21 protein-coding genes are annotated in these 25,214 nt (G+C 44.4%); 5 read left to right on the top strand and 16 right to left on the bottom strand.

Annotation, left to right across the window (positions count from 1 at the left end; all coding sequences use genetic code 11):
* Positions 1-2: 2 nt before the first annotated feature.
* The 6 genes from DYD21_RS10385 to DYD21_RS10405 form a co-directional block, all read right to left on the bottom strand.
* Positions 3-3,815, bottom strand: coding sequence for a collagen binding domain-containing protein (locus DYD21_RS10385; protein ID WP_116036182.1), 3,813 nt, complete (start codon positions 3,813-3,815; stop codon positions 3-5).
* 509 nt (positions 3,816-4,324) lie between these two features.
* Entirely contained in the window at positions 4,325-4,492 is a 168-nt protein-coding gene (locus DYD21_RS21055) for a hypothetical protein (protein ID WP_158551529.1), read from the bottom strand.
* Positions 4,493-4,681: 189 nt separating this feature from the next.
* Positions 4,682-5,074 carry a hypothetical protein gene (locus tag DYD21_RS10390; RefSeq protein WP_147303559.1) on the bottom strand — a complete coding sequence of 131 codons (393 nt, stop codon included), beginning with the start codon at positions 5,072-5,074 and terminating at the stop codon, positions 4,682-4,684.
* Complete coding sequence (locus tag DYD21_RS10395; protein ID WP_158551532.1) at positions 5,050-5,349, bottom strand: methyltransferase domain-containing protein; 300 nt, start codon at positions 5,347-5,349, stop codon at positions 5,050-5,052. Before DYD21_RS10395 ends, DYD21_RS10390 begins: the two co-directional genes overlap by 25 nt.
* 402 nt (positions 5,350-5,751) lie before the next feature.
* Positions 5,752-7,674, bottom strand: coding sequence for a serine hydrolase (locus DYD21_RS10400; protein ID WP_116036190.1), 1,923 nt, complete (start codon positions 7,672-7,674; stop codon positions 5,752-5,754).
* A 200-nt stretch (positions 7,675-7,874) separates the two neighbouring features.
* Positions 7,875-8,135, bottom strand: coding sequence for a hypothetical protein (locus tag DYD21_RS10405; protein ID WP_116036193.1), 261 nt, complete (start codon positions 8,133-8,135; stop codon positions 7,875-7,877).
* 393 nt (positions 8,136-8,528) lie between these two features.
* Between DYD21_RS10405 and DYD21_RS10410 the strand changes: the two genes are divergently transcribed.
* The 3 genes from DYD21_RS10410 to DYD21_RS10420 all read left to right on the top strand — a co-directional run bounded on the left by DYD21_RS10410 (position 8,529) and on the right by DYD21_RS10420 (position 13,507).
* The gene (locus DYD21_RS10410) at positions 8,529-10,502 is read left to right on the top strand and encodes a hypothetical protein (RefSeq protein WP_116036195.1); all 1,974 of its coding nucleotides are present in this window, start codon (positions 8,529-8,531) and stop codon (positions 10,500-10,502) included.
* Positions 10,503-11,040: 538 nt separating this feature from the next.
* Positions 11,041-12,309, top strand: coding sequence for a nucleotidyltransferase family protein (locus DYD21_RS10415; protein WP_116036198.1), 1,269 nt, complete (start codon positions 11,041-11,043; stop codon positions 12,307-12,309).
* Positions 12,310-12,484: 175 nt separating this feature from the next.
* On the top strand, positions 12,485-13,507 hold the full coding sequence (locus DYD21_RS10420; protein ID WP_116036200.1) for a hypothetical protein: 1,023 nt from the start codon (positions 12,485-12,487) through the stop codon (positions 13,505-13,507).
* A 58-nt stretch (positions 13,508-13,565) separates the two neighbouring features.
* Here the strand turns inward: DYD21_RS10420 and DYD21_RS21305 are convergent, their stop codons facing one another.
* Positions 13,566-13,715 carry a hypothetical protein gene (locus DYD21_RS21305; RefSeq protein ID WP_233505519.1) on the bottom strand — a complete coding sequence of 50 codons (150 nt, stop codon included), beginning with the start codon at positions 13,713-13,715 and terminating at the stop codon, positions 13,566-13,568.
* Between DYD21_RS21305 and DYD21_RS10425 the strand changes: the two genes are divergently transcribed.
* Together DYD21_RS10425 and DYD21_RS10430 are read left to right on the top strand one after the other, a co-directional pair.
* Complete coding sequence (locus DYD21_RS10425) at positions 13,650-14,075, top strand: lasso peptide biosynthesis B2 protein (RefSeq protein WP_233505518.1); 426 nt, start codon at positions 13,650-13,652, stop codon at positions 14,073-14,075. The two genes, DYD21_RS21305 and DYD21_RS10425, sit on opposite strands and share 66 nt — an antisense overlap.
* A gap of 106 nt (positions 14,076-14,181) precedes the next feature.
* A complete protein-coding gene (locus DYD21_RS10430) occupies positions 14,182-14,463 on the top strand; it encodes an HPr-rel-A system PqqD family peptide chaperone (protein WP_116036203.1) in 282 nt (93 codons plus the stop codon).
* A gap of 409 nt (positions 14,464-14,872) precedes the next feature.
* On the opposite strand, the gene DYD21_RS21060 is transcribed toward DYD21_RS10430, so the two are convergent.
* From DYD21_RS21060 to DYD21_RS10475, 9 genes are all read right to left on the bottom strand, one after another.
* The gene (locus DYD21_RS21060; RefSeq protein WP_158551535.1) at positions 14,873-15,037 is read right to left on the bottom strand and encodes a hypothetical protein; all 165 of its coding nucleotides are present in this window, start codon (positions 15,035-15,037) and stop codon (positions 14,873-14,875) included.
* A gap of 45 nt (positions 15,038-15,082) precedes the next feature.
* Complete coding sequence (locus tag DYD21_RS10435) at positions 15,083-16,975, bottom strand: T9SS type A sorting domain-containing protein (RefSeq protein ID WP_116036205.1); 1,893 nt, start codon at positions 16,973-16,975, stop codon at positions 15,083-15,085.
* 281 nt (positions 16,976-17,256) lie between these two features.
* Positions 17,257-18,345, bottom strand: a complete 1,089-nt coding sequence (locus DYD21_RS10445; RefSeq protein ID WP_116036210.1) for a sugar transferase — start codon at positions 18,343-18,345, stop codon at positions 17,257-17,259.
* Positions 18,346-19,105: 760 nt separating this feature from the next.
* Entirely contained in the window at positions 19,106-20,281 is a 1,176-nt protein-coding gene (locus tag DYD21_RS10450) for a YjbH domain-containing protein (protein ID WP_158551537.1), read from the bottom strand.
* Between the two features lie 86 nt (positions 20,282-20,367).
* On the bottom strand, positions 20,368-21,057 hold the full coding sequence (locus tag DYD21_RS10455) for a YjbH domain-containing protein (RefSeq protein WP_158551540.1): 690 nt from the start codon (positions 21,055-21,057) through the stop codon (positions 20,368-20,370).
* 605 nt (positions 21,058-21,662) lie between these two features.
* A complete protein-coding gene (locus tag DYD21_RS10460) occupies positions 21,663-22,859 on the bottom strand; it encodes a carboxypeptidase-like regulatory domain-containing protein (RefSeq protein ID WP_116036218.1) in 1,197 nt (398 codons plus the stop codon).
* A 413-nt stretch (positions 22,860-23,272) separates the two neighbouring features.
* The gene (gene wecB / locus DYD21_RS10465) at positions 23,273-24,313 is read right to left on the bottom strand and encodes a non-hydrolyzing UDP-N-acetylglucosamine 2-epimerase (protein WP_116036220.1); all 1,041 of its coding nucleotides are present in this window, start codon (positions 24,311-24,313) and stop codon (positions 23,273-23,275) included.
* Positions 24,314-24,504: 191 nt separating this feature from the next.
* Positions 24,505-24,816, bottom strand: a complete 312-nt coding sequence (locus tag DYD21_RS10470; protein WP_116036223.1) for a type II toxin-antitoxin system RelE/ParE family toxin — start codon at positions 24,814-24,816, stop codon at positions 24,505-24,507.
* Positions 24,804-25,049 (bottom strand): hypothetical protein, encoded by a 246-nt coding sequence (locus tag DYD21_RS10475; RefSeq protein ID WP_199535501.1) that lies wholly within the window; start codon positions 25,047-25,049, stop codon positions 24,804-24,806. Before DYD21_RS10475 ends, DYD21_RS10470 begins: the two co-directional genes overlap by 13 nt.
* Between the last annotated feature and the right edge of the window lie 165 nt (positions 25,050-25,214).

A 25,214-nucleotide genomic window follows, 5' to 3' on the forward strand; every position in this document is an offset into this window, starting at 1 on the left:
AGTTAGAAATCTGGCCATTCTGTTGGAGGATGATCACTTTCCTTCCAGTACCCGCAAAGGTGTTTAGTCGACGGTGCAGGATCATGAAACATGTCTATCACTCCGCCAAAACGTATAGATCCCGTGATCGACGCATCACCTGGTCTTAACGCTCCTGGTCCATCAGAGAATGTGAGGCTGAAAGCTTCCCCACTAAAGACAGCAATTTCTTCGCCAACAACTTCAATAATATCTCTCCGGAGTGAAAGAACCTGGCCCCCAACGGGCAAGTTATCCGGATCCCATGTTGGGGCCCCCCACGACACTGCATTTAAATTTAAATCCGGTAATGGATGTGGATCCGTCGTGAATTTCACTCCAAAATTACTAATGTATCTGTTATATGGCGGCAACTGACTGGGTTCAGAGTAATTTTTAACCACGATATTATATTCACCCTCATGTGAAAATCCTTCTAAATCTACTGAGACTCCTACCAGGAAATCGTCTAAAGGCGTCGGATAGATTACTTGATATGATTGTCCATCGTTTAGTATACCCACACCGTCATCATCACCAAAACCAACAACACATTCACCTATAAGATGATGGTTATCAGTTACCACTTCAATGTAAGAGCATATCGGTTCATCCACTACAGTAAAACTGATCTCATCGATTAGAGGATCATCAAACTCCGGTGGAAAGTATTCGAATTCGATGGCAATATCTCCGGGCCCACCAGGAGCAAATTCGCCTTCAGAACTGAGGGATCCTGACCCTTCAATGAACGTGTAATTTACTTGATCAAAGGGTACTTCGTCACCGGCAAAGGTGGCCGAAAAATTGATTGTTTCCTCAAGTCCGAGACATACAGGATCGGGCGCTACATTAAAATCGCCAACGACAACTGTGGCGCGGCCTATGCGCGGCGGCTCGCCATCAGCCCGCGCGCCGGTTTCGGCCGTGCTGGTTGCCCGAACAATATTGGAGCCTTGTTCCATTGGAGCTGCATAGGTCACATCCTGATCGAATTCTCCTTCGATGTTAATGAAAAATCCGTCGTCGGCACTCCATTCAACCGTTTTATCAATAGCATTTTCCACCTCCGCAAAGAGGTCGATTTCCTGACCAGGCTCAACGATAAACGGTGACGTTCCTCCCCCAGGGCCAGTGATGGTTACATCTATTTTTTGTACTTCTATGAAGGTATTGTTTACGGCATCTTGTCCCAAGAACACATCCCCACCTTTAGTTCGCACCCGCAATTCGGAAACACCAACAGCATTCGCCAAATAACCTCTTTCATCGTCTGTAAAGACAATTGAGGGTTCGCCTGTTTCCGTTTCTTCAATCCGAAGCTCCCACTCGAAATACTCCTTTTCGTCAGGATCTGAACGTTTTGGGTTATGGTCCACCTCATAAGGCCGCGCATCAAAATCTCTTTCTACAATATCGAGGTCCTCCATTTCGTCAACAAGGATATCTGTGATTTCACCGATGAGCTCTTGGGCTAGTTCACTGCGTCCTGACTTTCGGGCTAACATGTTTGTTACATTTCCTGCCCCAAGTTGTGGTATCGGCTCCATTGCCATGATGAAATTGAACGTGTAGTCCTGGCTTTTTGCGCTCAATACTCCCTGCCATCCACCCGCTTGCTCGTCGTCCTCTTTGTATAATGCCGGATCGGCTTCTATTTCAAGGTGTGTTAACTCCGCTGGCAAAAGGTGGTACATGAGATCGGCATACATCCGGAGCGCCTCCATCATGGATTCGGACATCGCGGCTGCTTCTGCCAGTTGTGAAACGGGATCGAACGCTCCTGGGTCTTCCGGCCCATAGCTGGCAATTAAACCGATAATTTTATCCTGAGGAGCGCGTACCGTTCTAATTGTCTCTCTTAACCGGTCAAATACTTCGAGAGCCCCCATCCAGCAGTCCAGCTGATCAGGTGTGGAGATATTCCACGGAAGCTCCAGACACTCTGGCATATGCGGCTCCATTTCAGCCTGGGTAACGAGAGCAGCCTCATTTCCATTTTGAAGATTATCCATTAGAGAGGTATACCCGGCCTCAGCCGCCAGTGCATTGACAAGTTCCAATGCATCATCCAGCGATTCACCTTCGAGCCTCGGCGCATCCCCGGACAACCTGTTGCGGAGATTGTTCGGATAGTTCGGGCTATCGATCATCTGAAAACCTGCTGCGAGTGGTGCAAGTAACACTTGTTCATCATTAAGCTCAGAAATATTGATATGACGAAGCTCTTCCGGATCGTACCCAATCCGGTCTGTTTCACCCTCGAGGAACTCCTCCAATTCGTCAATCAGGCCCGCAAACAGACCCTGTGCAGGCTCCAGCGGCTCAACATTGAACTCTCGGCCCGGACACACAAACTCCTCGTTTTCATCAAAAAAGGCGATCTCCCCCGGTCCTCCATCCATCACGTTGCCCGGATGAAGCGGCACTACAAGCACTGCAGCATCGCCGGCCGTGCGTTCGACGTAGACCAAGTGTCGATCTTCGTTGCCGGGAGACTCGATCGATGCATCATAGAGCCAAGCCCACGGCTCATCGCCAAATTCCTCAGCAAGCCCATATAGATCAACTTCATTGGTTGGTCGAGCTGAATGTTCAGCTAATTCAATGTCTTCACAAACTGATAGATCAAATCCTGACAGGGCGCTTAACAGGTATTGCAAGTGGGGAGGGACCGGATCGGGAAATCCGTCACCGAAGTTTTCAGTAACGAGTGCTTCGAGCGCTGCGACCAGTTCGTCGGCGGATTTATTCTCAAGAGCATCCATAGCCGCCTCGACGGTCTCCTGCAAATCTTCCTTTGAAATGAGTGTGCCCATCATCAGATCTGGACCCCAATACTCTGCGGCTAACGTTGTTGCCGTGTTTACGTAGCCCGAGGCGTACTCATCTGCGTCGTGAACGATTGCAGAAAGACGAGGCTCGGAGTCTACGATCACAAGTGCGTCGATTCCTACCGGCACGTCCTCGGCCTCATACTTACCATCGTCATCAGTGGTCGCCGTTGCGATCGGGTCGGCGCCATCAGGATACTCGCTCGCATCGTAGACCGCAATCTCGGCCCCAGCGACCGGCGCCTCACCGCTGAGCGGATCCGTCGTGGAAAACCCTGCCATGCTGGCCTTTGCACCGCCAGTGGCTGGTCCGTAAACCTGTCCCTCAAGAGTCATACCTTCCTCCTTAATTCTGGAAACAAGCTCAATGTCATAGCTGACTGACTCTCTAAAGCTCAGGGTGGTCTCGTAGTGTTCGAAACCATCGGCCTCCACTTCGAGTCGCAGTTCATTTGGCGCTTCTCCTTCAGCAACGGTAAATGAAAGCTCGTAGGAACCATCATCATCGGTTTTGGCCGTTTGAACAGGGCTTTCAGTACCGGGTAGATAGACGGACACTTCAGCCCCTTCGATGGGGTCACCCTCAGTTTTTAGCGAAGCCCTCTCGTCATCTATATCCGTTTCTACAGGTATGGTTTCACGTTCATCTGAAATCTTACGCTCCTCCCTTCCTGAACGAAAATCTTCCGGATCATCACTTCGCTGCACCTCCACTTGTCCGGCCTTTTCGGTTTCTTCTAACTGAATTTGGCTTCCTGATGCATCAATAACCACACCTTCTATTATCACGTCAATATCATTACCCGGATCCGGCGCTGTGGGTGCCGGATCGTCTCCACAGGCAACCATCCCCACTGAAAAAGCAGCAACAAGCGCTGCAAACATCAGAATTACACAATTACCTGCTCGGAGAAAATTAAAAATACCATCAAAACGGTTCTTGGTCTGTACCCTGTTATCCATAGTTCTACAATTTTTAATCTTATGATTTATATGTAATTGCAGACAAAACTTGCCCAAAAACAAAGTGCCTTACTGAGTTTACCTGGTAAATAAGTATGGGTGGCACCCGTTCATCAGTTTTATGCGTATACTATTTTGAGATGGGGACAAAATCATTCATGATAAAGGTGAGAAATCTGGCCTATCCTTTTACAGAATACTCATCGAGGCAGAATCTTGATTTGATTCTTTTTCTATGCAGTATACTAAAACCAGTCTATCAGATAATCGATAATCCGATGACAAACAATCCTCATCCCGATATAAAGAATAGGCACTTTTACCAGCTACTCCTCTTTTGCCGTATCAAAACTCGAGAAACTGACTTTCCTGGCAGAGTTCAATTTTAATACTAAATAGATGCTCTCTTCAATTCCTGTATACTTTTGATCCAGCGCTGTTTTGTTTCGCCCAGAGTTGGTAGTGTCTCACCTGATCCAGTACCTTTCAACACCGGCCCGGCTTTTTCGTCATGCGATGTTTTCAAGGGAGCGGCGGCCCGCCTTATAGTTGTAACGCCAAAACTCGATCACGTCCACTCTCAGAATTACCTTGTACTCTTGTACCTTCAGGTTGGCCATCGCCGAAAAGACTTCCACTATATGATCGAAATAGCCACCGGAAGAAATGCCGATCATCAGTGATTGCTGTAAGGAATGAGAATAAAAATTATTTGCAAGTTGACAAGGCCGATTGCAGACGATAAAAACCTATTGATGATAAACCTCTGGGCCTTTTGAACCCAGAGGCCGTAATCTGGCAACAGATTTGCTGTTATTTATCTCCAATATCCGTGATGGCCTGTTGACGGTATTTCATTCCGCCGTTCAGTACGAATTTTTGCCATTTCTGTACGATATCGTGTTCAAAGCGAGCTGTTGCTTTTCACCGGCGTCAGCCACCACACCCCCATCGGTGTACTTTGGATATACTGTCAGAGAAAGTCTTATGGAAGCTGGGAAATTGAACATTTTTTCACGGGTGGCCACCTCAATATTTTTGAATCCCGCCTGTTCCATAAACTGGCGGAGTTCCTTTGTATCATTCAGGGTGAATTCCTGGCCTGCGGCTCCTGCGGCTTCCAGGCAGATATGATTTTCCACTTCCTGAAAGAAGACAGTGAATAACTCTCCCGCTTTTCCCGGCACATTTATGTAAACTCTTCCGGCATTTGCCAAAACCCGGATCATCTCGTTCAATGCGGCAGGTTTATCCTCCACAAATGAAGGCTGGCCTGGCAGAGGACCACATCAAATGATTCGTCGGGAAGGGGCAACTTTTCCGCACCGGCTTCATGCCAATCCACTAGTGCATCTATGTTGACGACCGAACGGGCTACTACAAGCATACCGGGATTAATATCGAGTCCGGTGATCGATCCGGACGGCCCGTTTTTTGGGGCAGCCAGCCTGGTGTCTACGCCGGTTCCACAGGCTACATCCAATACCCGTTCACCAGGTTGTATATCCGCCAGCCGGATCAGATCCTCAGCCAACGGCCTGCTTATGGCTGGGACAAAAAACCGTTCATAATATTCGGGTGCTTTTAACCCAAAATTGTCATTAGGGTGATTATCTAATGACCACCATTAGGAATTTACAGCTGTAAGTTACTATTATTCAGGTTATTAGCCGGTCAGTTTTTTCTTCTGTTCACCTTAAGATTTACTTACACGCCAATGAACTTTAAAATTGGTTTTTACCGTTTTATTGAAAACAAAAAATTAGCATTGGGATAGTATACTCTAGCCAATACAAAACTTTTTTTTGAATGTTCGTATTTTCATAATAGCACCTGATATTGTAGAATTAGAAACATGAATCTGAAATGGATTCCCGAAACCTTAATCCATACTGTTATTGACTTTTTACACCTCCAGAAAGATGTATTGGTAATATCAGTTTCGTTCCCAATCGATAAGCTCAAAGCCTGCTGAGCGCCACTGATTGTGTCGATTGGTGATCCCTAAAGGATCCCAATTTCCATCATCATCCTTGTCGCCGCAATATCTGTAATTACGGTTTAGACGTTCATCAGAGTCGGAACTCTCCCATATTCCAGCCCAACGCACTCCGTTGTTTGTATTATATCGCTCGATATCAATCAACTTCCAGCCTGCAGCACGCCGTTGATTCCGCAGATCTCCAAATTCATCCTGCGTGTAATTTCGGTTCAAGAGTCCATCTTCACCTTCAACCCATACACCTGCCCAACGCAAATTACCTTCATGAGTAAAAGCCTCAATATCAATTAATTTTAACCCAGACTCTGCCATCTCTTCTCGTTTATCCCCAAAATCACTCGTGCTGTAATACCGAAATAGGGCATACGGTCCCGAACCCGGTCTGAAAAGGCCCGCCCACCTTCGTTCTCCGTTAACCATATATGTTTCAACATCTACCAACCTGTACCCCAAATCACTTTGTTCTTTCCACTTCTGGTTAAATTCGTCCCTGGTAAAATTTCTCCACATTGCATTTCCACCCGTTCCTTTTCTAAAAATTCCATCCCATCTCAACTCTCCATTCTCAGTATAGGCCTCAAAATCATCTGTGTAGTACTGATGTTCACGCAAATAACTCCACTCGGATCCAAAATCATCGTTGGACAAACCTTTACGTATAATCACATCGTCTCCGGTACTACGCCACACTGCGCTATATCTGTTACTACCAGACTGATCTGTGCACTCAGTGACGATTGCTTCATCACTTACATTCCAAGTTGTTACTCCCATGGCAGTGGCCACACGCCTGGCAAGTCTATTGCGATCGGCATGTCGTCCATTTATATATACAAACACCCCCAAACTATCAGAACGGCCGGGATACAAGTCCATTTTTGTTCTTAAGTTATTATGGTCACCTCCATGCTCAGCTCTGTTGCCACCTGAATATCGATATATACCCAAACGATATATAGAATTACCAGTACTTTCATTCCACATTCTTTGAGTATTTAATAACAAAGTACCCTGGAGAAGTGCATTGCCAAACAGTGCCAAGTCACGAATATTTGACTCCCATCCGCCTCCAGGTAAAACACTCGTTTTTGAGCCATCACTTCTGTCAACAAGTCTACCTCCAGACATGTTGTAGCCTTCAGATTCTCCCATCCCCTGCTGCAGCGAATTTATTTCCAAAGGCTGAGCTATATTATCCATCACCCAATCTGCATAACTCTCACCGGATGCTTCTTCGAAAGCAGCTACTGCAAGAGAAAAGCCATATGTTGAATATTTGTAAGCGCTACCCGGACTAAAGCAAAGATCTTGGTCTTTAAAGATATCAACTGCATTTTCAGCGTTAAAAGCATCATCACCGTGTGCAGTAAAATCAGGAGAAGGTGAACTGTTACCTGGACAATTATCCGTATTCGTATAGTGAATAATACCCGAACGATGCGATAAAAGTTGTTTGATTGTGATATTTCCCTTTTGTCCGGTATCAGGCCAGTAACTAACATGATCACTTACTTTATCCTCAATAGAAAAGTCATCATCCTGTTCATCTAAATGTAAGATTGCTACAGCAGTCAATGGTTTTGAAATAGACGCCCACCTGAAAACGGTGTTAGCAGTTATCGGTTCATTACGACTCAAGGATGTATGACCATACCCATTTGCATGAACAATTTCCCCGTCTTTCACCACCGCTACTGCAGCACCCGGTATATTTTGTTTTATTATCTCATCTTGTACAACTTTATCTACTTCAGATATAGTTGGATTGGTTTCTGAAGAAGAGCCTAACTCTTCCATTGGCACACAACTCTTGAAGGTTATCATCGCGAGAATGACTATGATAATTCTTATTTTCATGGTTACGTTTTTTTGTTGATGTTAAACAGTTATTTGTCTTCAGCATTTTATATAGGGGGTTTGGTTTATTTTCTATAGACAAATAAAACCCCTCTGTAATTAGTTGCGTAAACATTATTTAATTTGGGCCATTTAATACAATCAATAGCTTTATCCTGCATTAAGCGCTATAGTATCAAGCCAACCATATCTTTCATTAATTAAGATTCAACATTTCGAGATGAATGTTCTCGATCTTCAGCAACACGGTTTCTCTGATTGACATACTCATAAAGCTCCATCTCCATCAATAAATAATCAATCCACACTTCCGATTTTGATACTCTGCCTAACAACTCGATGGAATTTTTCCAGTCCATCTTACCCAGTGCAAAATTGTGGATGTCTTTGGTTAGTCTGATCTCTTCATTCATATTCACTCCAATCTCTTGTTGGTGGTTGTAATAGTATGAGCGAAACAACGGTATTCCCTTACAGAAAAAAACTATTATTTAACCTTATCCACCCGACCAACTGCATCTTTCGGGTGGATACGAATAGACTGCAGAATTGACCGGAATCTTTGGAGGAGAGGGCTGGAGACTTTTTTTTAGGTTAACTCCAACTTGCAAATGGCATCCATGCCTGGCAAACTCCAGGTATATCAAACAGATTTTTCCGTTTGTTGCCTATAATAAAGCTCTTACTCTTGTAGATTGATATCTTGGATTTTTTCACTTTGCCATGAATAAATGGAAAAACGCTTATATGCTTATCGTTGGAAAGGGAAGCATTCGTATTCAAATTGATTATTTATCATTTTCTCCGTAATAGAGCTTTTATAACCCGAATATTTCACCAAGAAACTTTTAAGCATGGATTCTGAAAAGAATACATCAAGAGAATTTGGAATACAATCTAATCTTAGCAAAAGAACTTTAAACATCTTTCTTAAGGAAGGCTTTGAATCTATTTATGACCTTTTAGATTACTATAAAAAACATGGTGATTTCCTTTCAATAAATAGATGCGGTAAAAAGTCAAACAGAGAATTGATTGAATTGTGTGAGAAATATATTCCCAAAGGGATCAATCACGTTTCAAATAAGATTGAAGAAGTAGAGCCACTCAGTCCTGCATTTGAAAGATTGTTCATTCTTCAGTTTAAAGTTTTGTTTAAAAGGTTAAGTACCGAGGCTAAAGATTTCGTTAGATCTAAAATCGGAGTGAATTATCAATTCAACGACATTATAACAGAACTTTCAAAAACGAAATTTGATGAACAAGAAATTAAAAAAACTACTCTAAACGAAATCTCCACACTTGTACTTGATTACACTTCTAAGCTTGACAAATTACACGAATTTAGTAGCTCAAAAGAAGTTGAGAGAGAAGTATTTAAGTCAATTTTTCACGGTATAAATATCAAAGATGCTGAACTTGAACACTTGTTTGATGAAATAAAACGAGACTATGATTACTACCCTATTTTTAAGATAGCAGATCACGTAATTAGATCAGGCAACATTTTTAAAAATCATGAAGACTATATTTTTGAGCATTATTTAAAATATTTTAAGAAGGAAAAATACAAAAATACTTTAGAGGAAGTTGGTTCTGAGCTCGGTTTAACTCCTGAAAGAGTCAGGCAAATCAGAAATGGATTGTTAAAAAAGTTTTCAAATCAATTTCATTTTATATCAATTTTATCATTTTTTGTCGATGCAGATCAAGCCTATGGAATCGATGGAGGCAAAAGCTATATTTATCTAACTGATCAGATCGTTGAAAACATAAACCGTAAAGAAAAAACAAATTTCTCAAAACTGTTTATGTCTAAAGTTTTCATAGCATTGACTGGCGAAAAATTCATGCTATCAGGTTATGAAATGAATTATCACACAACTCTTCAAAAAAGAAAGCGCTTAAGCCTAAAAGAACCATACCTGATATCAAAAGAGTTAGATAACTATTTCGATCTTAAGGCTTTTGTTAATGATATAGAAAAAAGGCACGAAGATGGCATTAGGGATACATATACTCTAAATCTTAAAACTTATATTTCAAGATTCTGTGAAGAATTTGATCTGGAAAAATTGAATGCTTTAGAAGGACTATGTAAGATTATTGTTTTTAATGAATTTGACATGATTGTCAATCACAGAGCTGAATTAGTATTTGAGAGAAATAAGAAAAAGCATTTTTACGAATTAGCACTTGAGGCAATCGAAAAGATGGGGTTCAATAAAAATGGTTATCACATAAGTCAAATTAGCAACAAAATTAGCGAGCTTTACCCCGATATAGACTATGCTTCTAATATTAATTCGCTAAGAAGTGCCATCAATAATCATAAAAGCATTTTTATCTACTTTGGGAGAACCAGTACCTACGGCCTCAAATCGTGGGAAGAGAAATTTGATAATGTAAAGGGAGGAACCATTCGGGATATAGTTCAGGAATTTCTATTGGATAGAGATTCTCCCCAACATATCTCAGTAATTTTGAATTATGTTAACCAGTTCAGAGATACTGAAGAGGATAATATTATTGTTAATCTGAAATTAGATAACTCCAAGACGTTTGTAATCTATGATGGCAGATTTATAGGATTGGAAAAGAAAAGTTATGCTGATAAAGACCTCGAATTTGTACAACCCAAAGGGTCGATATTCACAAGTGAAAGCCTTAAAAAATATTTACCGGGCAAATTTGAGCATGTAGTACAAGAAATTTGCTCTGAACATAATTTAAGAGGTGTTCAGGTTTCTTCAATCTTGAAAAAGCAGATACATAATAAACTTTTGAAAATTAATGATACTGAAATAGTAAGGATTAATCATGAATAGAGTTGGAGAAATTGGCTCTATTCTATGTGGGTAGCGCGGAATCATGAGATCGCTACAATTACCAATTGCCTGTTACTTATTGCTGTCCCCGAAATAATCGGGGGCAGGCGGTAAATAACACAAAGAAAGGAGATGCCACACCGTGGCGTGGCATGACATAATTTGTTTACGAATTAACTTCACTAACGCCCTTTTTGTACTGCTTTTACCATTTTTTTAAATAGAACTCAGGTTAATTAATTTTCTTTCCATTGTAGACTACATCTATCCAGATTTATCTGCAAAAGCACGTAGGGAATGGGGTGTTCTGCTGGAAAACTATTTATAGCGCGTCATCAAGTCCAATTTAAGGACGATTCTTATCAGACTTTCTCCCAACAACGCCGGTCCATAATGGTTTTGGCTGACTTCCCAGCTCTAAGTGAAGCCAGAATCTCCCCAGGCAATAACCGTTCACCATCAACTTAACCCAGCTTCTATTTCTATCGTAATTCCTCTATCTTTTGTACTAATCTAAGATTCACAGTTTTTTACCAACATGCCCAATCTACCGCCCGGCTCTGACCCAAGTATTTCAGTTCTGCTCAACTGTTTGCACAGGGAGCCACATCGTTTTCCCACAAAACAGCTTACTGAAATGAACCGGAAGCAGTGGAAGCGCCTGGGCGATTGTGCAACTGAACACCGGGTGGTACCTCTTTTGTATCAAAGGCTTATGGCTGCCGGCGATGGGATCCAAACCGAAGCCTCACGTTCTTCACTTGAGTATATGAGTGCATACAGCCGGCAGGTATCTAAAAACAATCTTCTTTTCTACGGGGAACTTCGCAAACTGCTATCAGCGCTTGATGAAAAAAACATCCCCGTTATTCTCTTGAAGGGCATCTATCTTGCGGAGCACGTCTATGAAAATCGCGGGCTGCGGGAGATGAATGACATGGATCTTCTTTTCAAAAAAGAACACCTTGAAATAGTTTACCAATTACTGACTGAGATGGGGTATCAACCAATATCTCACGTATATATGAATGATATTAATCAAATCATTCAAATCAACAAACATTTACCCAGGCTCATAAAAAAAGATGTTGCCGGTATTGAAATTCACTGGAATATTACGAAACCAGGCAGATCATATCATATTGAACCTGATGGTATCATTCAAAGAGCTTCACCCATAAATAAAGCCGGCGTTAATGCTCTCTCATTAACAGCAGAGGATTTGCTTCTTCACCTTTGTCTGCATACCTCGTACCAACACAATTTTGCGTTCGGTTTGCGCCCATTTTGTGATTTGAAGACGGTGATTGACCGGTTTGATAAGCTGGACTGGGATGAAGTTTGTTCCCGATCGGCCGAATATGGATGGAGACGGGGCGTTCTTCTCTCCCTGGTGATTGCAAAAGATTTTTTGGGTGCGGATGTACCCGAAGACATAATAAAACGGCTTCATGCGGATGATTCTATTCCCGCACTTGTGGAGACAGCCCGGAGGCAAATCCTGACAAAAAAAGAAGATTCGAAAGCAGCCGGAAATGCTGTTATAACTTTTGCATCTGCTGAGGGCTTGACCGGAAAAACATCTGCGGTAATCAAGCGCCTTTTTATATCCAAAGATCAGATGATTGCAAAGTATCCAATTCGCCCCGGCTCCCCGATGATCTATCTTTGGTACCTGGTCCGGTTTGGCCAGATGATATGGTTCCATACCTCTAAAATACTACGCGTTTCACGCGGTGATCCGGAGTACACCGGCATCATCGAACGAAAAGAAGAATTACACTCCTGGTTGAATAAAGAAAATTAGATGATTCTGTGGAAATGTGGTTATAAAACGGGTTTCTGCATTTATCTTGTCTGTCCATACCTACATTTTATAACTCAAATTATAACTCAACCATGTTAAGAGTTTTCAGTATTCATTTATCATTGATCGATGTTGAGTTCAGTTTCCGGCAATAGTTTCGTATTTTTTGTACCGCATGAAAAAGCTTTCTACACACATTCCTGCCGATTTTCCATCCGTCGATGAACTCTATTCTATTTATGGAAAGAGGGTCAGAAGCAACTACCCAATGCCACTTCCGCAGGCCGGGGACGGACTGGTGGATCTTACGATCCGGTATGACGGAATTGTACCGAAAACTGAGGACCGCTCCCCAAACACCATGTACCGCACCTGGCAAAAAGAAGGAAAGAGTTGGCACCTGCGAATTTATAATCAATATGGGCACACTAATGAGTTCTCTTTTAGCGGGGATGGAACTGATATTCGTGCGACCCAAAGCTGGCCGGAGTGGCGTGATACGCTTTTCAACCTGATGAACGTGGTGATGGCCTCTGCGGCATCAATCCAGGGAGATAACATATTGCACGCATCATCGCTCGTCCGCCACGATAAAGCGTTGCTGATAACCGGAATCAGTGGTGCCGGGAAATCATCTCTTTCGGCCGCATTTGCCGCCAACGGCTTTTCGGTGCATTCTGATGATATCGCCCTCATTCAAAATGATAATGATGGTAACCCGGTTGTGATGCCGGGCTATCCGCGGATCAAAGTGAAACCGGGCATAACGAAGTATGTAGAGAATTTGAATGGTGCGAACCTGATTCCGCTTACTGTTGATTCTGATGCGCTAAGGGCCGTTGAAAAACTGAATGGCCTCAACCAGGGAATTGAGGACGCTGAAAAATGGCTCACGGCCGGTGAACTGCCCGGGGGATTTTATGACAGTCCGGCCCCGGTTCATGCAATACTAATTCTTGATGAGCGCAGAGAAGATATCAGCGTTCCGGTTGTTACGGAAATGAAGAATGCGCAGGCGGTGATGGGTCTTGTCGAGCATATCTATGGCCGGGAGTGGCTCAATCTGCCAGGACAAAAATCGCTGGAATTTTGTATACAGCTTGCCAGCCGGTTGCCGGTCTACAGGGTAAACTTGCCGGACAACCTGCACCTTCTGCCGGCATCGGCTGATCTGCTGTACCGGGAAATCATGGGCTAATTCTGATCTTATGCAAAATAAAAGTAAATATACCGCTTCTAAACCCGCAACGACGGGATTAGTAACAAGGTTTTTCAGTAAACCGGCCCGTTATCGCAGGCGACTGATGGAGGCGCTCTTTTGGATTGCTGTCATGCGATTTGTGATAAGATTCCTGCCATTCCGGGTGCTGAAGAGACTGGTCGGGGGTTCCGAAGGTCGCGTTCATGACCGTCAGGATAGATCGCACCTGGAATCTGGATCAATAATGGAAATGGAAACAACTATAGAAGCGTCAGACGGCGCAGTCGAGACTGTTCAGGATATCGTTAGGGCTGTCAGATCGGTGAGCCGGAGAACTCCATGGGAGAGTAAGTGCCTGGTTCAATCATCTGCTGCAAAAATCATGATGAATAAGGCGGGTATTCCAAGTGAATTATGCCTCGGAGTACTGAAGCCGGGTTCTGCACAAAGATCAGAATCCGGCAAAAATGAGATGCGTCCCCACGCCTGGCTCATTGCCGAAAACCACGTGGTGCTTGGAGGAGAGAACCTTGAACAATACGTGATGGTATCACGGTTTAGATGACGTTTAGATGAAAGCGAATTTAAAATTTCAGTCTTTTTAGAAGCTATCAACAAACGTATTGTTAACAGATAAAAGAAACTAAACCAACCAAAAGATTACCTCATATATGATTACTCCAAATAGTAAAATTAAACGGTCGTCCCGTCCCCTCTCCTCGCAGGTTGCCGATGAACTGGTGATGTTTGATACAGAATCAGGCAAATATTATGGATTAAACAACATAGCCACTGAAGTCTGGAATAAGATTGAAGAACCTGTTACGGTTGAGGAACTGTGCAGAGCACTGACGGATGAGTTTGATGTGACACCTCAGCAATGCCGCGAGGATATGCTGGAGTTCCTGCCGCAACTGGTGGAGAAAGGTTTGATTGAGGTTGAAAAAGTCTGAATGACGTGAAGTGCATGGAGAGACATTAGGAAGACATGGTATTTCTCAGGACCTGTAACCCAGCGTCAGCTGGTACTTTGTAGATGTTCAAATGCTGAGAATGGTGTTATTGTACAGAAATGCCATGTCTGTTAGGTGAGAGGAATAGACATGGTATTTCTCAAGATTCAGAGTTTGGCATGGATTGGGAAGTTGTTGAAGTTCCAAAACTGGGAATGGAGATTTTGAATTGAATTACAATATATTGGGACAGGGAGTCAAGTGTGAAAGAGACATCGCATTTCTGAGGACTGGAAGTTTTGCACGGTCAATAGTCTTTAAGGACGCAAGCAGGCAAAATAATTGTGCTAATACACGAGAAATGCCATGCCTGACGTTCGTGCTAGTCTGCTTGGTAATAACGCATCGCTTAAGAGACTTGTTGAGGGGAATACGGCAGTCCCGGTTGTTGTTCGGTATTGCGAAAGTCTTCCTCCATAACTTTCGGTTTAGTCCAGGGCCGTTTGGACAGGTTGGGCTTCTGGGCTTTTTGCTGCGGGTCGTGCTTGTGCTGGTCGCTGGATGCTCTGTTCATAATGCTTAAATTTTAAGAAATAAAAAGGTCTGTTGTAATTCGGCGTTATTTAATCAATGTCATGCGGCGGGTCATCGAACCCTGACCGGTATCCAGATGATAGATGTAGGTGCCGCTGGAGAGGTTCGAGGCGTCAAAGGTTACTTCGTGCGTTCCAGCGTTCATCTGCCCATTGACCAGCGTTGCCACTTTCCGTCCGGTGATATCGAAGACGTTTAGGGTTACGTGGCTCTGCTCCGGCAGCGCGTAGCTGATGACCGTGCTCGGGTTAAACGGGTTCGGGTAGTTTTGCCGCAGGCTCAGCTCCGTTGGTAGTTCTGCCGGGCCGTCGATGCTTACCGAGGTTTTTGCGGAGATGACAAACCGCGGGCTGTCTCCGGAGCTTTTGGCCATTTTAGGTCCTTCGGCAAGAAGCGCCATCGGATCGGTAACGGCTTTTTGCCGATGCCCCTCAAGCGTAAATTCATACTCAGTTTGCCCGTTTAGCTCAATGGCTACGTTTTCCCTGCGATCTTCCAGGAACAGCGGCTGGCCGAAAGAACCGTTGATCTCGGTGGTACGAAGTGTATAGGTACCGGGCAGGGTGGCGTCTACCTCCAGGGGCAGTTCAAAGTCGCTGCCGGGCCGGGGCAGCATGCTGATGTCGAACAGCCCGCCGGTTTTCTTCCCAGCAAGCAGAGTGTGATCTGCAGAAAGCGGCTGAAGCTGGTGAGCGTCGCCCTTAGTCTGCTCCAAAGAGCCGCCTTCGCTAAAGACCATCCAGGCGGAGTTGCTCATGCCTTGCCCGCTGAGCTCCAGGCGAATGACGTCACGTTCGGGCTGTTTACCAAGAAAACCGCCTTTAATTATGGCGTCCTCCGTAAATTCAACAGAACCATTACTCCCAATAGTCTGGACAAAAAAGCCCTGGAACGGGGCGAGGATACCGAGTTCAATATCACCTGCTGTACCATTCCATGTTTTCCAGCTTCCTGAACCGACTAGTCCATCTTCGGTATCACCACCGGCATTACCACTTTCATCGTTTACATCCCAAACGTAAACAACGTCCGTCAGGTTGGTTTTCGCTAACTGATCAAAGAATATGGGGGAAGCAAACGGGTTGCCGAGCAGCGTCCAGCCTCCATTATTACTGTTTGCATCTTGCGTAAATCCTGCGCTGTTTTCCTCACCGCTCACGGACAACGTCTTGGGAAAAGAGCCTTCCACATCGAACTCATCATCCTGGAATACATAGACCAGGATCCCGGTACCCGCGCTGATCGTGCCGGACAGATCGGTTACCCCGATCCAGTTGTCGCGGGAGTTTCCCGTAGCGGTGTTATCCCATGTAAATACGTTGGGATCGCCATTACTGGTATTGCCGCCAACGGCACCCTGGGTATAGATGGGAGAGAGGAAGTCTGAAAACGAAGTCTCTACAGGGGTGGAGAGCAGGCGGTAGCCTTCGAGGCCGGTGATTTGAACTGTCGATTTTTTCACTTTTCCTGAGAGAATAACAGTAACATTTTCTGTCCCGGAAGAACTCAATGTAATATTACCACTATATGTATCTGCACCCAGACCGGCAGCTAATCTCACATAAATCGTTTCAGAAACTGAACCTCCTGATTGGGAAAGGGTAATGTTACTATTTGTGAACCCGCTGCCGGGTGTTGTACTGATTTCGAAATTAGAAGGAGGTGCTACTGTGATATCTCCCCCAAGATCTGTGCCTTCAACAGTAAAGCTTTGCTCATTGGATGGACCGGAACCTTCAAGATAATCCAAGCCAGATAAGCTTGATGGATTTTCATCAATTATTGGATCACTAACAAGGTTCTCGGGCGATATGCTATGCCCGTGCCCCACCTGCATCCCAAACAATAAAATCACCAAAGTAGCTGCGGCCGCGGTTGTAATCAATTTGCGAAGAAAAGGCTGTATTGTCTGTTTCATGTGAGTACCCAAGTGTGTATTGTAGTTTGCCAGTTTAAATCAAATTTAGCAGGGAAAAGAATCCCCATTACTATGCTGCTGAATTTGTCAGTGTTAAATCTTTTTCTGGAATATTTTTAAAAGTATTTGGCCGAAGTCCGATTTATTGGAAACGGAGTGATACAGGCCTCCCGAAGCCAGTGTTATACTGGTCCTGATATTCGCGATCAGATCTCCTATCGTTAGTATTGGCTGGAGATGACAGCCAGTGGCAGATTTTTCTGTCAAATCTTCCATCATAATCAGGCACTTCGCGCGCGTTTAATGAGAATATTGTAGAAAGCTTTGCAGAAATAATGGATGTCGGTTCGAATCGGTTTTTCTTTGTAAGCTTCGATATAGGCGCGTTCCGACTCCATGATCTCCTCAAACGTCTCAGGCATATCCACATAAAACGGAGGAACGAGACCCGGCTTGACGGATGTGCGTAGCTCTTTCATCTCATCGGAGTAAAGACTGAAATAGTGTCGGCTCAGGGGACGCACCCCAACAAGTTTCATCTCCCCTTTTAGTGCGTTCCAGATCATCGGCAGCTCGTCTATCCAAAGCTTTCGGAGAACCCGTCCCCAGCTTGTAATTCGGAAATCGTTATTGATTTTACCGCCGTTCTGAAGGTCATTCTTTTCGTATATATAATCCTGGATATATTCAGAAAATGGGTGCATGGTGCGGATCTTGGAGACATTGATTAACTCGCCCTTGTAGCCAACCCTCTTGAGGGTGACCAGTACACCGTAGGTAGGTTCCATATCAAACAAAGGATCAGTCACCTTTTTGGCGATAAACCAAGTTTTGTGACCGATCAGGCGGTGATTGAGCACCTTAAAACCACAGGAGTGCAGACGTCCGAGCGTTTCAGTTCTGCTAAGAACCCGGTTGCGTCCTTTGGTGATGGCGTAGTAGATCTTGTGGGTCAGCCTTGTTTTGGGCATCACCCGCTTCAGAATAAAATCAAGGAAATAGTATAAGTAGTTGAAAGGCTTTGGAAATTTGGCCAGGATTCGTTTGCGGCGTGACCCGACCGTCTCGGCACAGACTAAGATATATTTTCCCTTCTGGAGATGTTGATTTGCAGTTTCAAGAAACTTATTAATGGTCCTGATATCGTTAAGGCGCTCAACATTAGCGTACCCGGAATGATCCGGATTACATGGCCTTAACTGTTCAGGCTGAATGGTGTTGATCCAGAAAAAATCATCTTCGGTAAGTGCCCCGTGAAAGGTATCATTAATAAACGCGGATATCTGAGTATCAACTCTTGTTTTCCGTCCAATCCATGATTTTAAAGCAGGCTTTAATTCTCTCGCCTGTACTGATGATGCAGTGCTCATATTATTCCCCTAAGCCCAGTGATAAATAAGTGCCCCTAACGCAGCTTTCTCAGATTATAGAGCGTATTGATTACTTATAAAAGTTAAAAATAATTAATATAATTACTGTAGATATAGTCATTATGCTATAAGAAAAGATATATACTGCCTGATACAGCAACGTATATTGATAAGTGATGGGATAGATTTAAACAAGTTCTCTCGAAAGATATAAACAGCTGTTGCTCAATGGTTTAGAAATACTTAAAACCAGAAGAGCAGCGTTGAGTTCTGCACAGAAAATCACTGTATTAATTTCCCTGCGCCATCTTAATTCGCAGAAATGAATCTCTCTTAGTCTCTCCGTCACTTCCTCCCTAAATATCCAGTTCCCTGCGTATCAAATATCACCCTGAACATGGGAGGCCTACTGTATGTGGAGTGTGCTCCCGCAATCCTGCGGGACCAGAAAAACACTGGCTGCGGCAGGTTGAATGTTTGCTCTCGCGAACGTTGAACTGTTGAGTACGCCCCCGCACTTCTGCGGGACCAGAAAAGCACTGGCTTGGGCGTGTGGAGAGTGCCTGCGGCACGTTAAACTGTTGAATCGTTCTTCGACCTTTACATTTTTTGCCAACTTATACGATTCGCCGATTCAACGTGAGCGGAGCGAACTCTCGACAGTTCAACGATTCAACGCGCGACAGCGCACTCCACGCGAACACAGTGAGCACTCAACGATTCGCGTGAGCATTGAAAGTACAATATGAATCGGGATCTTTCAGAAAAACCTCTTCAACTCATTTTTGATAAACGAGGGGTAAACCTGCATGAGTTGCTCTTCGAACCGGATGCCTGTTTCGTACGTCCGCGCCCGGAAATCGTTTCCCTGGTATCGGTATGCAATTGGGAATCGCGGGGCCGGGCGAATGCGAACAGGGCCTGCATCACGGTATTTTCGCGGTGATAATGGCAGTGACATATAAAATCCAAAATTGGATCCAAGCCGTGTGTTAATCCCAAAAAAGCCAAATTCCACTTCACTAAAATGGCGGTGCACCTGTACTCTTGTACCAAAATCATCGTACAAAAACCGGCCGTACTGCGCACGTATATTTAAATCATAGGACCTCCAGCGGTAATCAGCCGAAAGAGTGTAGAATGAATAAGGCCGGTTCTCTGTAATTGGAAAATTAACTTCACCCGTAAACGATGTAAACCGGGTGTAGCCGGCATCCAAGGTTAGGGAGAAAATCTCTTGATACAGAAAAGCCTTAATGGCTGAATGCACCCCTGCCCTGTTGCGGCCGAAGATTCCCGCTGAAACGGCTCCATGCAGGCCTTCATCCAGGGTAAAATGACGTGAAAGTGTTGCAAGGGCCGGCCTGATATATGTATTGTCATCAAAATTATTATAAAGTGGTACAGCTAATCTTGCATTGGCCGTAAAACCCCTGCCCAGCGGTAAGGCAATTTCCGGCTCAAGATCAAATGCAAAACGGTAGGGTTCATTGTAATTGCCCAGCTGGTAACGCATTCCCAGGCCGACGGGAAACACCGGCCTGAAACGGGTTCGGTGCCGCACTGTACGATGACCGTCCGCACGGGCAAATGGGAGTGAACGTGTATGTAGTGTGATCTCTGTGGCATCAAGCCAGGCTTCATACCTTTTACCGCCATTTAAAAAACCGTCCAGGCTGCTTATGGATGTGATGACAGCAAGTACCGGCACTTCTGACTGGCGAATAATTACAGTAAGTGAATCGGCTGAAACCTCAGCCCGGCCTGCAAAGGTTAATACATTGGCTAACGCCTCAGCTTCTGACCTGTAGATTCGATTTTCATAGGCAACGAACAGGTGAGCGCCTGTTTTCATGACTGTAACATTTTCGAAACCATGTTCTGTAAGCTGACCTGCAAGGGACTGAGGCTGTGCTGCCCCTGGTAAAAACAGCATGGCGAGGACCCCGGTTATGAAGCCATAGCACAGTTCTTGAAACCTTATAGATTTCGGTATACAACCGATATTGAACGGGTTATGGTTCATAGTGTTACCCTGTAACTAATTCCGCCGGCAGGGTTTTTCAATTCCATAAGGCCGGCCATAAGCTGTACCCGGTTCAATATCAGCAGCTTTGCGGCTGCATTCCAGCGGAATGAATCATTTTCGGCCATTATTTCAAACCAGGGCAGAGCTTGATGTGATAGTGACATCCCCCCGAATAAGCCGTCATATACCTGTGTAGCTTCATTAAACAGGTCAAATGCGTAACCCGCATGCAGGGCGGCTCTAAACCCGGCGGCGGAGAAGTGCTTAGTAGTGACAAGGTAGTTTGCACCAAAATATTTATTTGCGGCAACATCAAACGCCTGCCCCGGGTCATGAACTCCAAACAATAGTGCGGGGCGATAGCCGGACTCCCGTATAATAAGCACACGCGCTGCAACCATCCGGTCCATAAACGGTCCGCTGGTTCGTGAGCTTCGGTCAACTCCCAGCAAATAGGTGTATCGGAACATCAGCTCAATTCGCGGCAGGAAGGTCAGCGTCGCGAACCCATACCTGTTATCATGTAACCCTCTGCCGTACAGGCTGTATTTCGCGGGTATCTGATGGACACCCGCCATGAACGTCCTGTCGGACATCATTTCCGCCGTCGGTATATGGAAAAGCCCGGTAGTTCCTGTTAGTGATTGTGCGGATACCCGCCCGGTAAACTGTAAGAATACCATTAAGAATAGAATTGCCGGCAGACGGTAAAAGCCTGTTATATATAAAGATTTATAAAACGGGGAAAGTACTCGTTTTATCCCGGACAGCATCTGCAGGTTTAAAATTTAAAAGTAGTGAGGGTTGTGAGTATAAAGAAAAAATTGTGATCATGCTTGTGCCTTCGAACAGCTATGTGGAAATCTCGCAACGGCGCGACGGCGCGGTGTGTTTTGGGGGATAATAGATGAGAATGGTCTTTTTGCCTTCGAGTAACTGTGTGGGATTCTCGCAACGGCGTTAAGGCGCAGAGTGTGGGCCCTCGCAACGGCGCGGTGTGTTTTGGGGGATGCGAGATGAGAATAGCCTTTTTGCCTTCGAGTAACTATGTGGGTAGCTCGCAACGGCGCTAAGGCGCAGAGTGTAGGCCCTAGTAGTGGCGCGGTGTGTTAGCTTGGGGGATCATAGATGAGAATGGCCTTATCGCCTTTGAGTAACTGTGTGGGTTTCTCGCAACGGCGCTAAGGCGCAGTGTGTAGGCCCTCACAACGGCGTTAAGGCGCAGAGTGGGTTTAAGGTGGGCTGGATTAAAAAAAGTTACACATTAAAACTGCCTCTTCGTATTCCCTTAAGAGCCACCAGAGTTGTGGCAATCTTTAAGTATGGTGCGAAACTGTATCGGTTTTTCCTGAACTTCTGAATGTTCAATTTCTGTTTTTGAGGGCAATTCCCGAACTGTAAACTCTCGTATTTTATTTCTGACCTCAATAGTAACTTTTTTAAATGGAACTCCTTTAAATGTTTTATCAAGAGTATAGGTCTGGCCTGAAAGTTTGGAGGCAAGATTTGAATGTTGCTGCGCAAGAGTCTTAGCATCACCTGACTCCAGTGTGTATGATACCGTTACATCTTCCTCGCAGCCGCCTTGTTCTACAACTTTGAAGTCGGTCCAGCTTACACTTTGCCGCACCTGCAGGTTAGCAACGACCGCATAATTCTGTAAGCCCGGTGCTTTGGCACGCATCTGCCGGCCGCGTGAACCTTTATTCTGCATTTCATTCGAACCAGATACGCTACTCTCCACTATCTCAAGCGGTATATTGCCGGGCTGAAGGGTGTACGTCAATTCCCCGGCGTACTCGCTGGCAATTTGCATTGGAATTTCGATAGATACCGATTCATTTAATTCCCCAATACCATTGTCAAAAATGATATAACTCTGAACCGTACCTTCATACGTTTCATCAATATCAGTTGGTATAATCCGGTTAGCAGAAATTTGTACGTGGCCGGTTTCATCAGCCAGGCTTGAAGGCAAAGCATAGGGTGAAAATGACAGGGTAATCGGCTCCCCGAAAATTTCATTCTCTACAGATGGTGCTGTGCGAATGATCCCGCCTTCGCGGTAATCAATTACCTGGGTATCGGCACGCTGTTGTAAAACCAGGCTTACTTCATCATAATGGCTGGTGACATCTTTCCCAGGTAAATCAACTGTAATATCTGTTTCAGCATCAAGATAACCTTCCTTTTTAACGGTAATTTTGTAGGTGCCATCCTGGAGATTGTCCAGGGCAAACGTCGATTTTGTTACACCGGATTGATGGTGTGATACAGGGCCTTCAATGTCCAGCGTATATCCCGTTATGGAATTTTCATTAACATCAACCACATTAATCAGTAATTGTTGTTCATTTTCAATTTCCTGCCCGGGCAAGTCATATGAATTCCAGTCGCTGCAGGAAGAAAAAACTGAAATGAGCAGTATGAGAAAAATTGGAGAGTTGTAGTATTTCCTGTACTTCTCTTTAAATGATGAACTCATGACGTATGAATTAGTAGTTTATATATGATCTGACTTGTACCCGGCCTGTTTATGTTCAAATGTTATATTGAAGATAATGTTGAATCCATGCTTTACTCAGTAATAATGCGGATTGAATTCAGACCCAAAAGCTACTCAATACTGGTTACAGGAAATGCTTGTTATTTTAAACCTGACTTCATCGAATTAACTTCCCTTCCTGCAAAAATAGTACCTGCCAGTTATTTTGTACCCCGGAATTTCTAAAAATAACATCAGTATAGCATAGAATTTTCTCCATACTTTAGACCACATATATAATAAAAATTACACTTATTAATACAAATTAATTTTTAAAAAGTAATTTATTTGTTTTACCCCCATCTGCTTATCCCAGACTGTGAAATGCCCATGGTACAACTGCGGGGGCGTTCTCAACGTGAGCGCCAGCGAACAATCTCCTCAACCATCCGTTTCGCTACATTCTTCCCATACAGATCAGGCCTCACTTTCTTAGGAGTAAAATCCATGATCTTGCCTGCAACGTTCTCATCCTCTGCATCCAGGAGCATATTCCATTCTGCCTCTACCGTTTCCACCCACTCTGTTTCCGGGCGAATGGTGATACACGGTTTTCCGGCAAGGTAGGCCTCCTTCTGTAACCCCCCGGAATCCGTAATGACCTTTTCGCACCCTTTAAGCAGTTTTTGAAATTCAAGATATCCCTGGGGCGGACTTAGCTTAATGTTATCCGGAACCTGGATACTGTTTTTATCGATTATATTCTCTGTACGCGGGTGAACAGGGAACTTCACCTCACGGTCCAGCTCCGACAGCATGTTAAGCAATTTCTGAAGCTTTTCAGGATCATCAACGGTGTAGGGCCGGTGCAGTGTCAGCAGGTAATATTCAGTTTCGGGCAGATGATCTCCGAGGATATTGTTGTGCACATATTCAAAGGTATCGGCCATGATATCCCCGGTGAGGATGGTACGGTCTTTTAACCCTTCCCTTTCCAAATGCTTAACCGCCTCCGGGGTGGGCGCAAACAGCAGGTCTGCGGTATGGTCGGCTACCACGCGGTTGATCTCCTCCGGCATGGAGCGGTTGAAACTTCGTAAACCGGCTTCGATATGCAGCGACGGCACTTCCATTTTTGATGCTGCCAGGCAGGCCGCCAGCGTAGAGTTGGTATCGCCGAAAGACAGGACCATGTCCGGTTTTATTTGCTCGATCTGCTCTTCAATCCCCTCCAGCATCTTTCCGGTCTGGGCTCCGTGTTTTCCGGAACCGATCTCTAAATTAATATCGGGCTCAGGAATATTGAGCTGCTCAAAAAACAGGTCCGACATCTCCGCGTCGTAATGCTGACCGGTATGGATGATAAACTCTTCATGATTTTTCCGAAGCTCGCGAGATAAAGGCCCTAACTTGATGAATTGTGGACGTGCGCCTACGACTGAGATGATTTTCATTGGTTCTGTCTTTGTGATTAATGGTTTTGAAATGGATGATTGAGTACCGCAGAATAACCAGCTAATAACCGCAGAGTTGCACAGTGTTATCCGCAGAGGGTCACCGAGTTTCTATATTCCACAGTGCGACACTGTTGTGTACTCTGTGTCCCACTGTGGTTAATAACCACGGAGTTTTTAACTTCTCAACCTTAAAGAAGTGATTTAAAAATTGTATTACTTCCGGGATCCATTCGGCTATGGTGGACAGTCAGGATATCAGCCTGATCATCATTTACTAAACGGTATATTATCCTGTAATATCCAAGAATAATTTCCCTTATTGAATCATCATCAATTTCGGGAACGATCCTGCCCGCCCTGATTTGGCTCTCAAGTACTTTTACAGCCTTAAAAAACCTCTCCGTTTGAATGGAAGCATATACACGGGAATCTTTTGCTATATATTCAGCGATCTGGTCAATATCGTTAATAGATTGAGGCGTCCACCTTACCCGAGCCATTTACCGAGTTTTTGTTTTGCTTCTTCGGTGCTTACTGTTTTCTTATCCTTTGATTGCTGCAGGCCGGTTTCAATTTTTTCAATCACCAATAACCGCTCAAACAGCTCATCAACCGAAAACTGGTCCGGCAGCTGTTCAAGGCCCTGAATTACACTTTTTTTGGAAATCATATCTATACTCATTTTTTCAAAAATATATCGAATAAAATCAAAACCTGCAGGATGTATTACCATTCAAATACCGTACAGGTTTAGGAGTTGAAAAGGAAGTTTATACGTTTATATAGCCAAGATTAACATTAAACCCATGAGCATTCCAATATAGTTTATGCGTTTATTCATTCACTTCGTGAATTTGTTTATCCGTTTATGAACACCTAACTACATAAACTTATAAAC

The sequence above is a fragment of the Rhodohalobacter sp. SW132 genome, assembly GCF_003390325.1.
In the GTDB taxonomy this organism is placed as follows: domain Bacteria; phylum Bacteroidota; class Rhodothermia; order Balneolales; family Balneolaceae; genus SW132.

Coding starts and splice junctions, on each gene's coding strand:
- DYD21_RS10415 (WP_116036198.1), top strand. CDS start 11,041: ATGCCCAATCTACCGCCCGGCTCTGACCCAAGTATTTCAGTTCTGCTC.
- DYD21_RS21060 (WP_158551535.1), bottom strand. CDS start 15,037: ATGAACAGAGCATCCAGCGACCAGCACAAGCACGACCCGCAGCAAAAA.
- DYD21_RS10420 (WP_116036200.1), top strand. CDS start 12,485: ATGAAAAAGCTTTCTACACACATTCCTGCCGATTTTCCATCCGTCGAT.
- DYD21_RS10455 (WP_158551540.1), bottom strand. CDS start 21,057: ATGGTATTCTTACAGTTTACCGGGCGGGTATCCGCACAATCACTAACA.
- DYD21_RS10475 (WP_199535501.1), bottom strand. CDS start 25,049: ATGGTAATACATCCTGCAGGTTTTGATTTTATTCGATATATTTTTGAA.
- DYD21_RS21055 (WP_158551529.1), bottom strand. CDS start 4,492: ATGATCGGCATTTCTTCCGGTGGCTATTTCGATCATATAGTGGAAGTC.
- DYD21_RS10410 (WP_116036195.1), top strand. CDS start 8,529: ATGGATTCTGAAAAGAATACATCAAGAGAATTTGGAATACAATCTAAT.
- DYD21_RS10460 (WP_116036218.1), bottom strand. CDS start 22,859: ATGAGTTCATCATTTAAAGAGAAGTACAGGAAATACTACAACTCTCCA.
- DYD21_RS10450 (WP_158551537.1), bottom strand. CDS start 20,281: ATGCTGTTTTTACCAGGGGCAGCACAGCCTCAGTCCCTTGCAGGTCAG.
- DYD21_RS10400 (WP_116036190.1), bottom strand. CDS start 7,674: ATGAAAATAAGAATTATCATAGTCATTCTCGCGATGATAACCTTCAAG.
- wecB (WP_116036220.1), bottom strand. CDS start 24,313: ATGAAAATCATCTCAGTCGTAGGCGCACGTCCACAATTCATCAAGTTA.
- DYD21_RS10470 (WP_116036223.1), bottom strand. CDS start 24,816: ATGGCTCGGGTAAGGTGGACGCCTCAATCTATTAACGATATTGACCAG.
- DYD21_RS10435 (WP_116036205.1), bottom strand. CDS start 16,975: ATGAAACAGACAATACAGCCTTTTCTTCGCAAATTGATTACAACCGCG.
- DYD21_RS10385 (WP_116036182.1), bottom strand. CDS start 3,815: ATGGATAACAGGGTACAGACCAAGAACCGTTTTGATGGTATTTTTAAT.
- DYD21_RS10430 (WP_116036203.1), top strand. CDS start 14,182: ATGATTACTCCAAATAGTAAAATTAAACGGTCGTCCCGTCCCCTCTCC.
- DYD21_RS21305 (WP_233505519.1), bottom strand. CDS start 13,715: ATGAACGCGACCTTCGGAACCCCCGACCAGTCTCTTCAGCACCCGGAA.
- DYD21_RS10445 (WP_116036210.1), bottom strand. CDS start 18,345: ATGAGCACTGCATCATCAGTACAGGCGAGAGAATTAAAGCCTGCTTTA.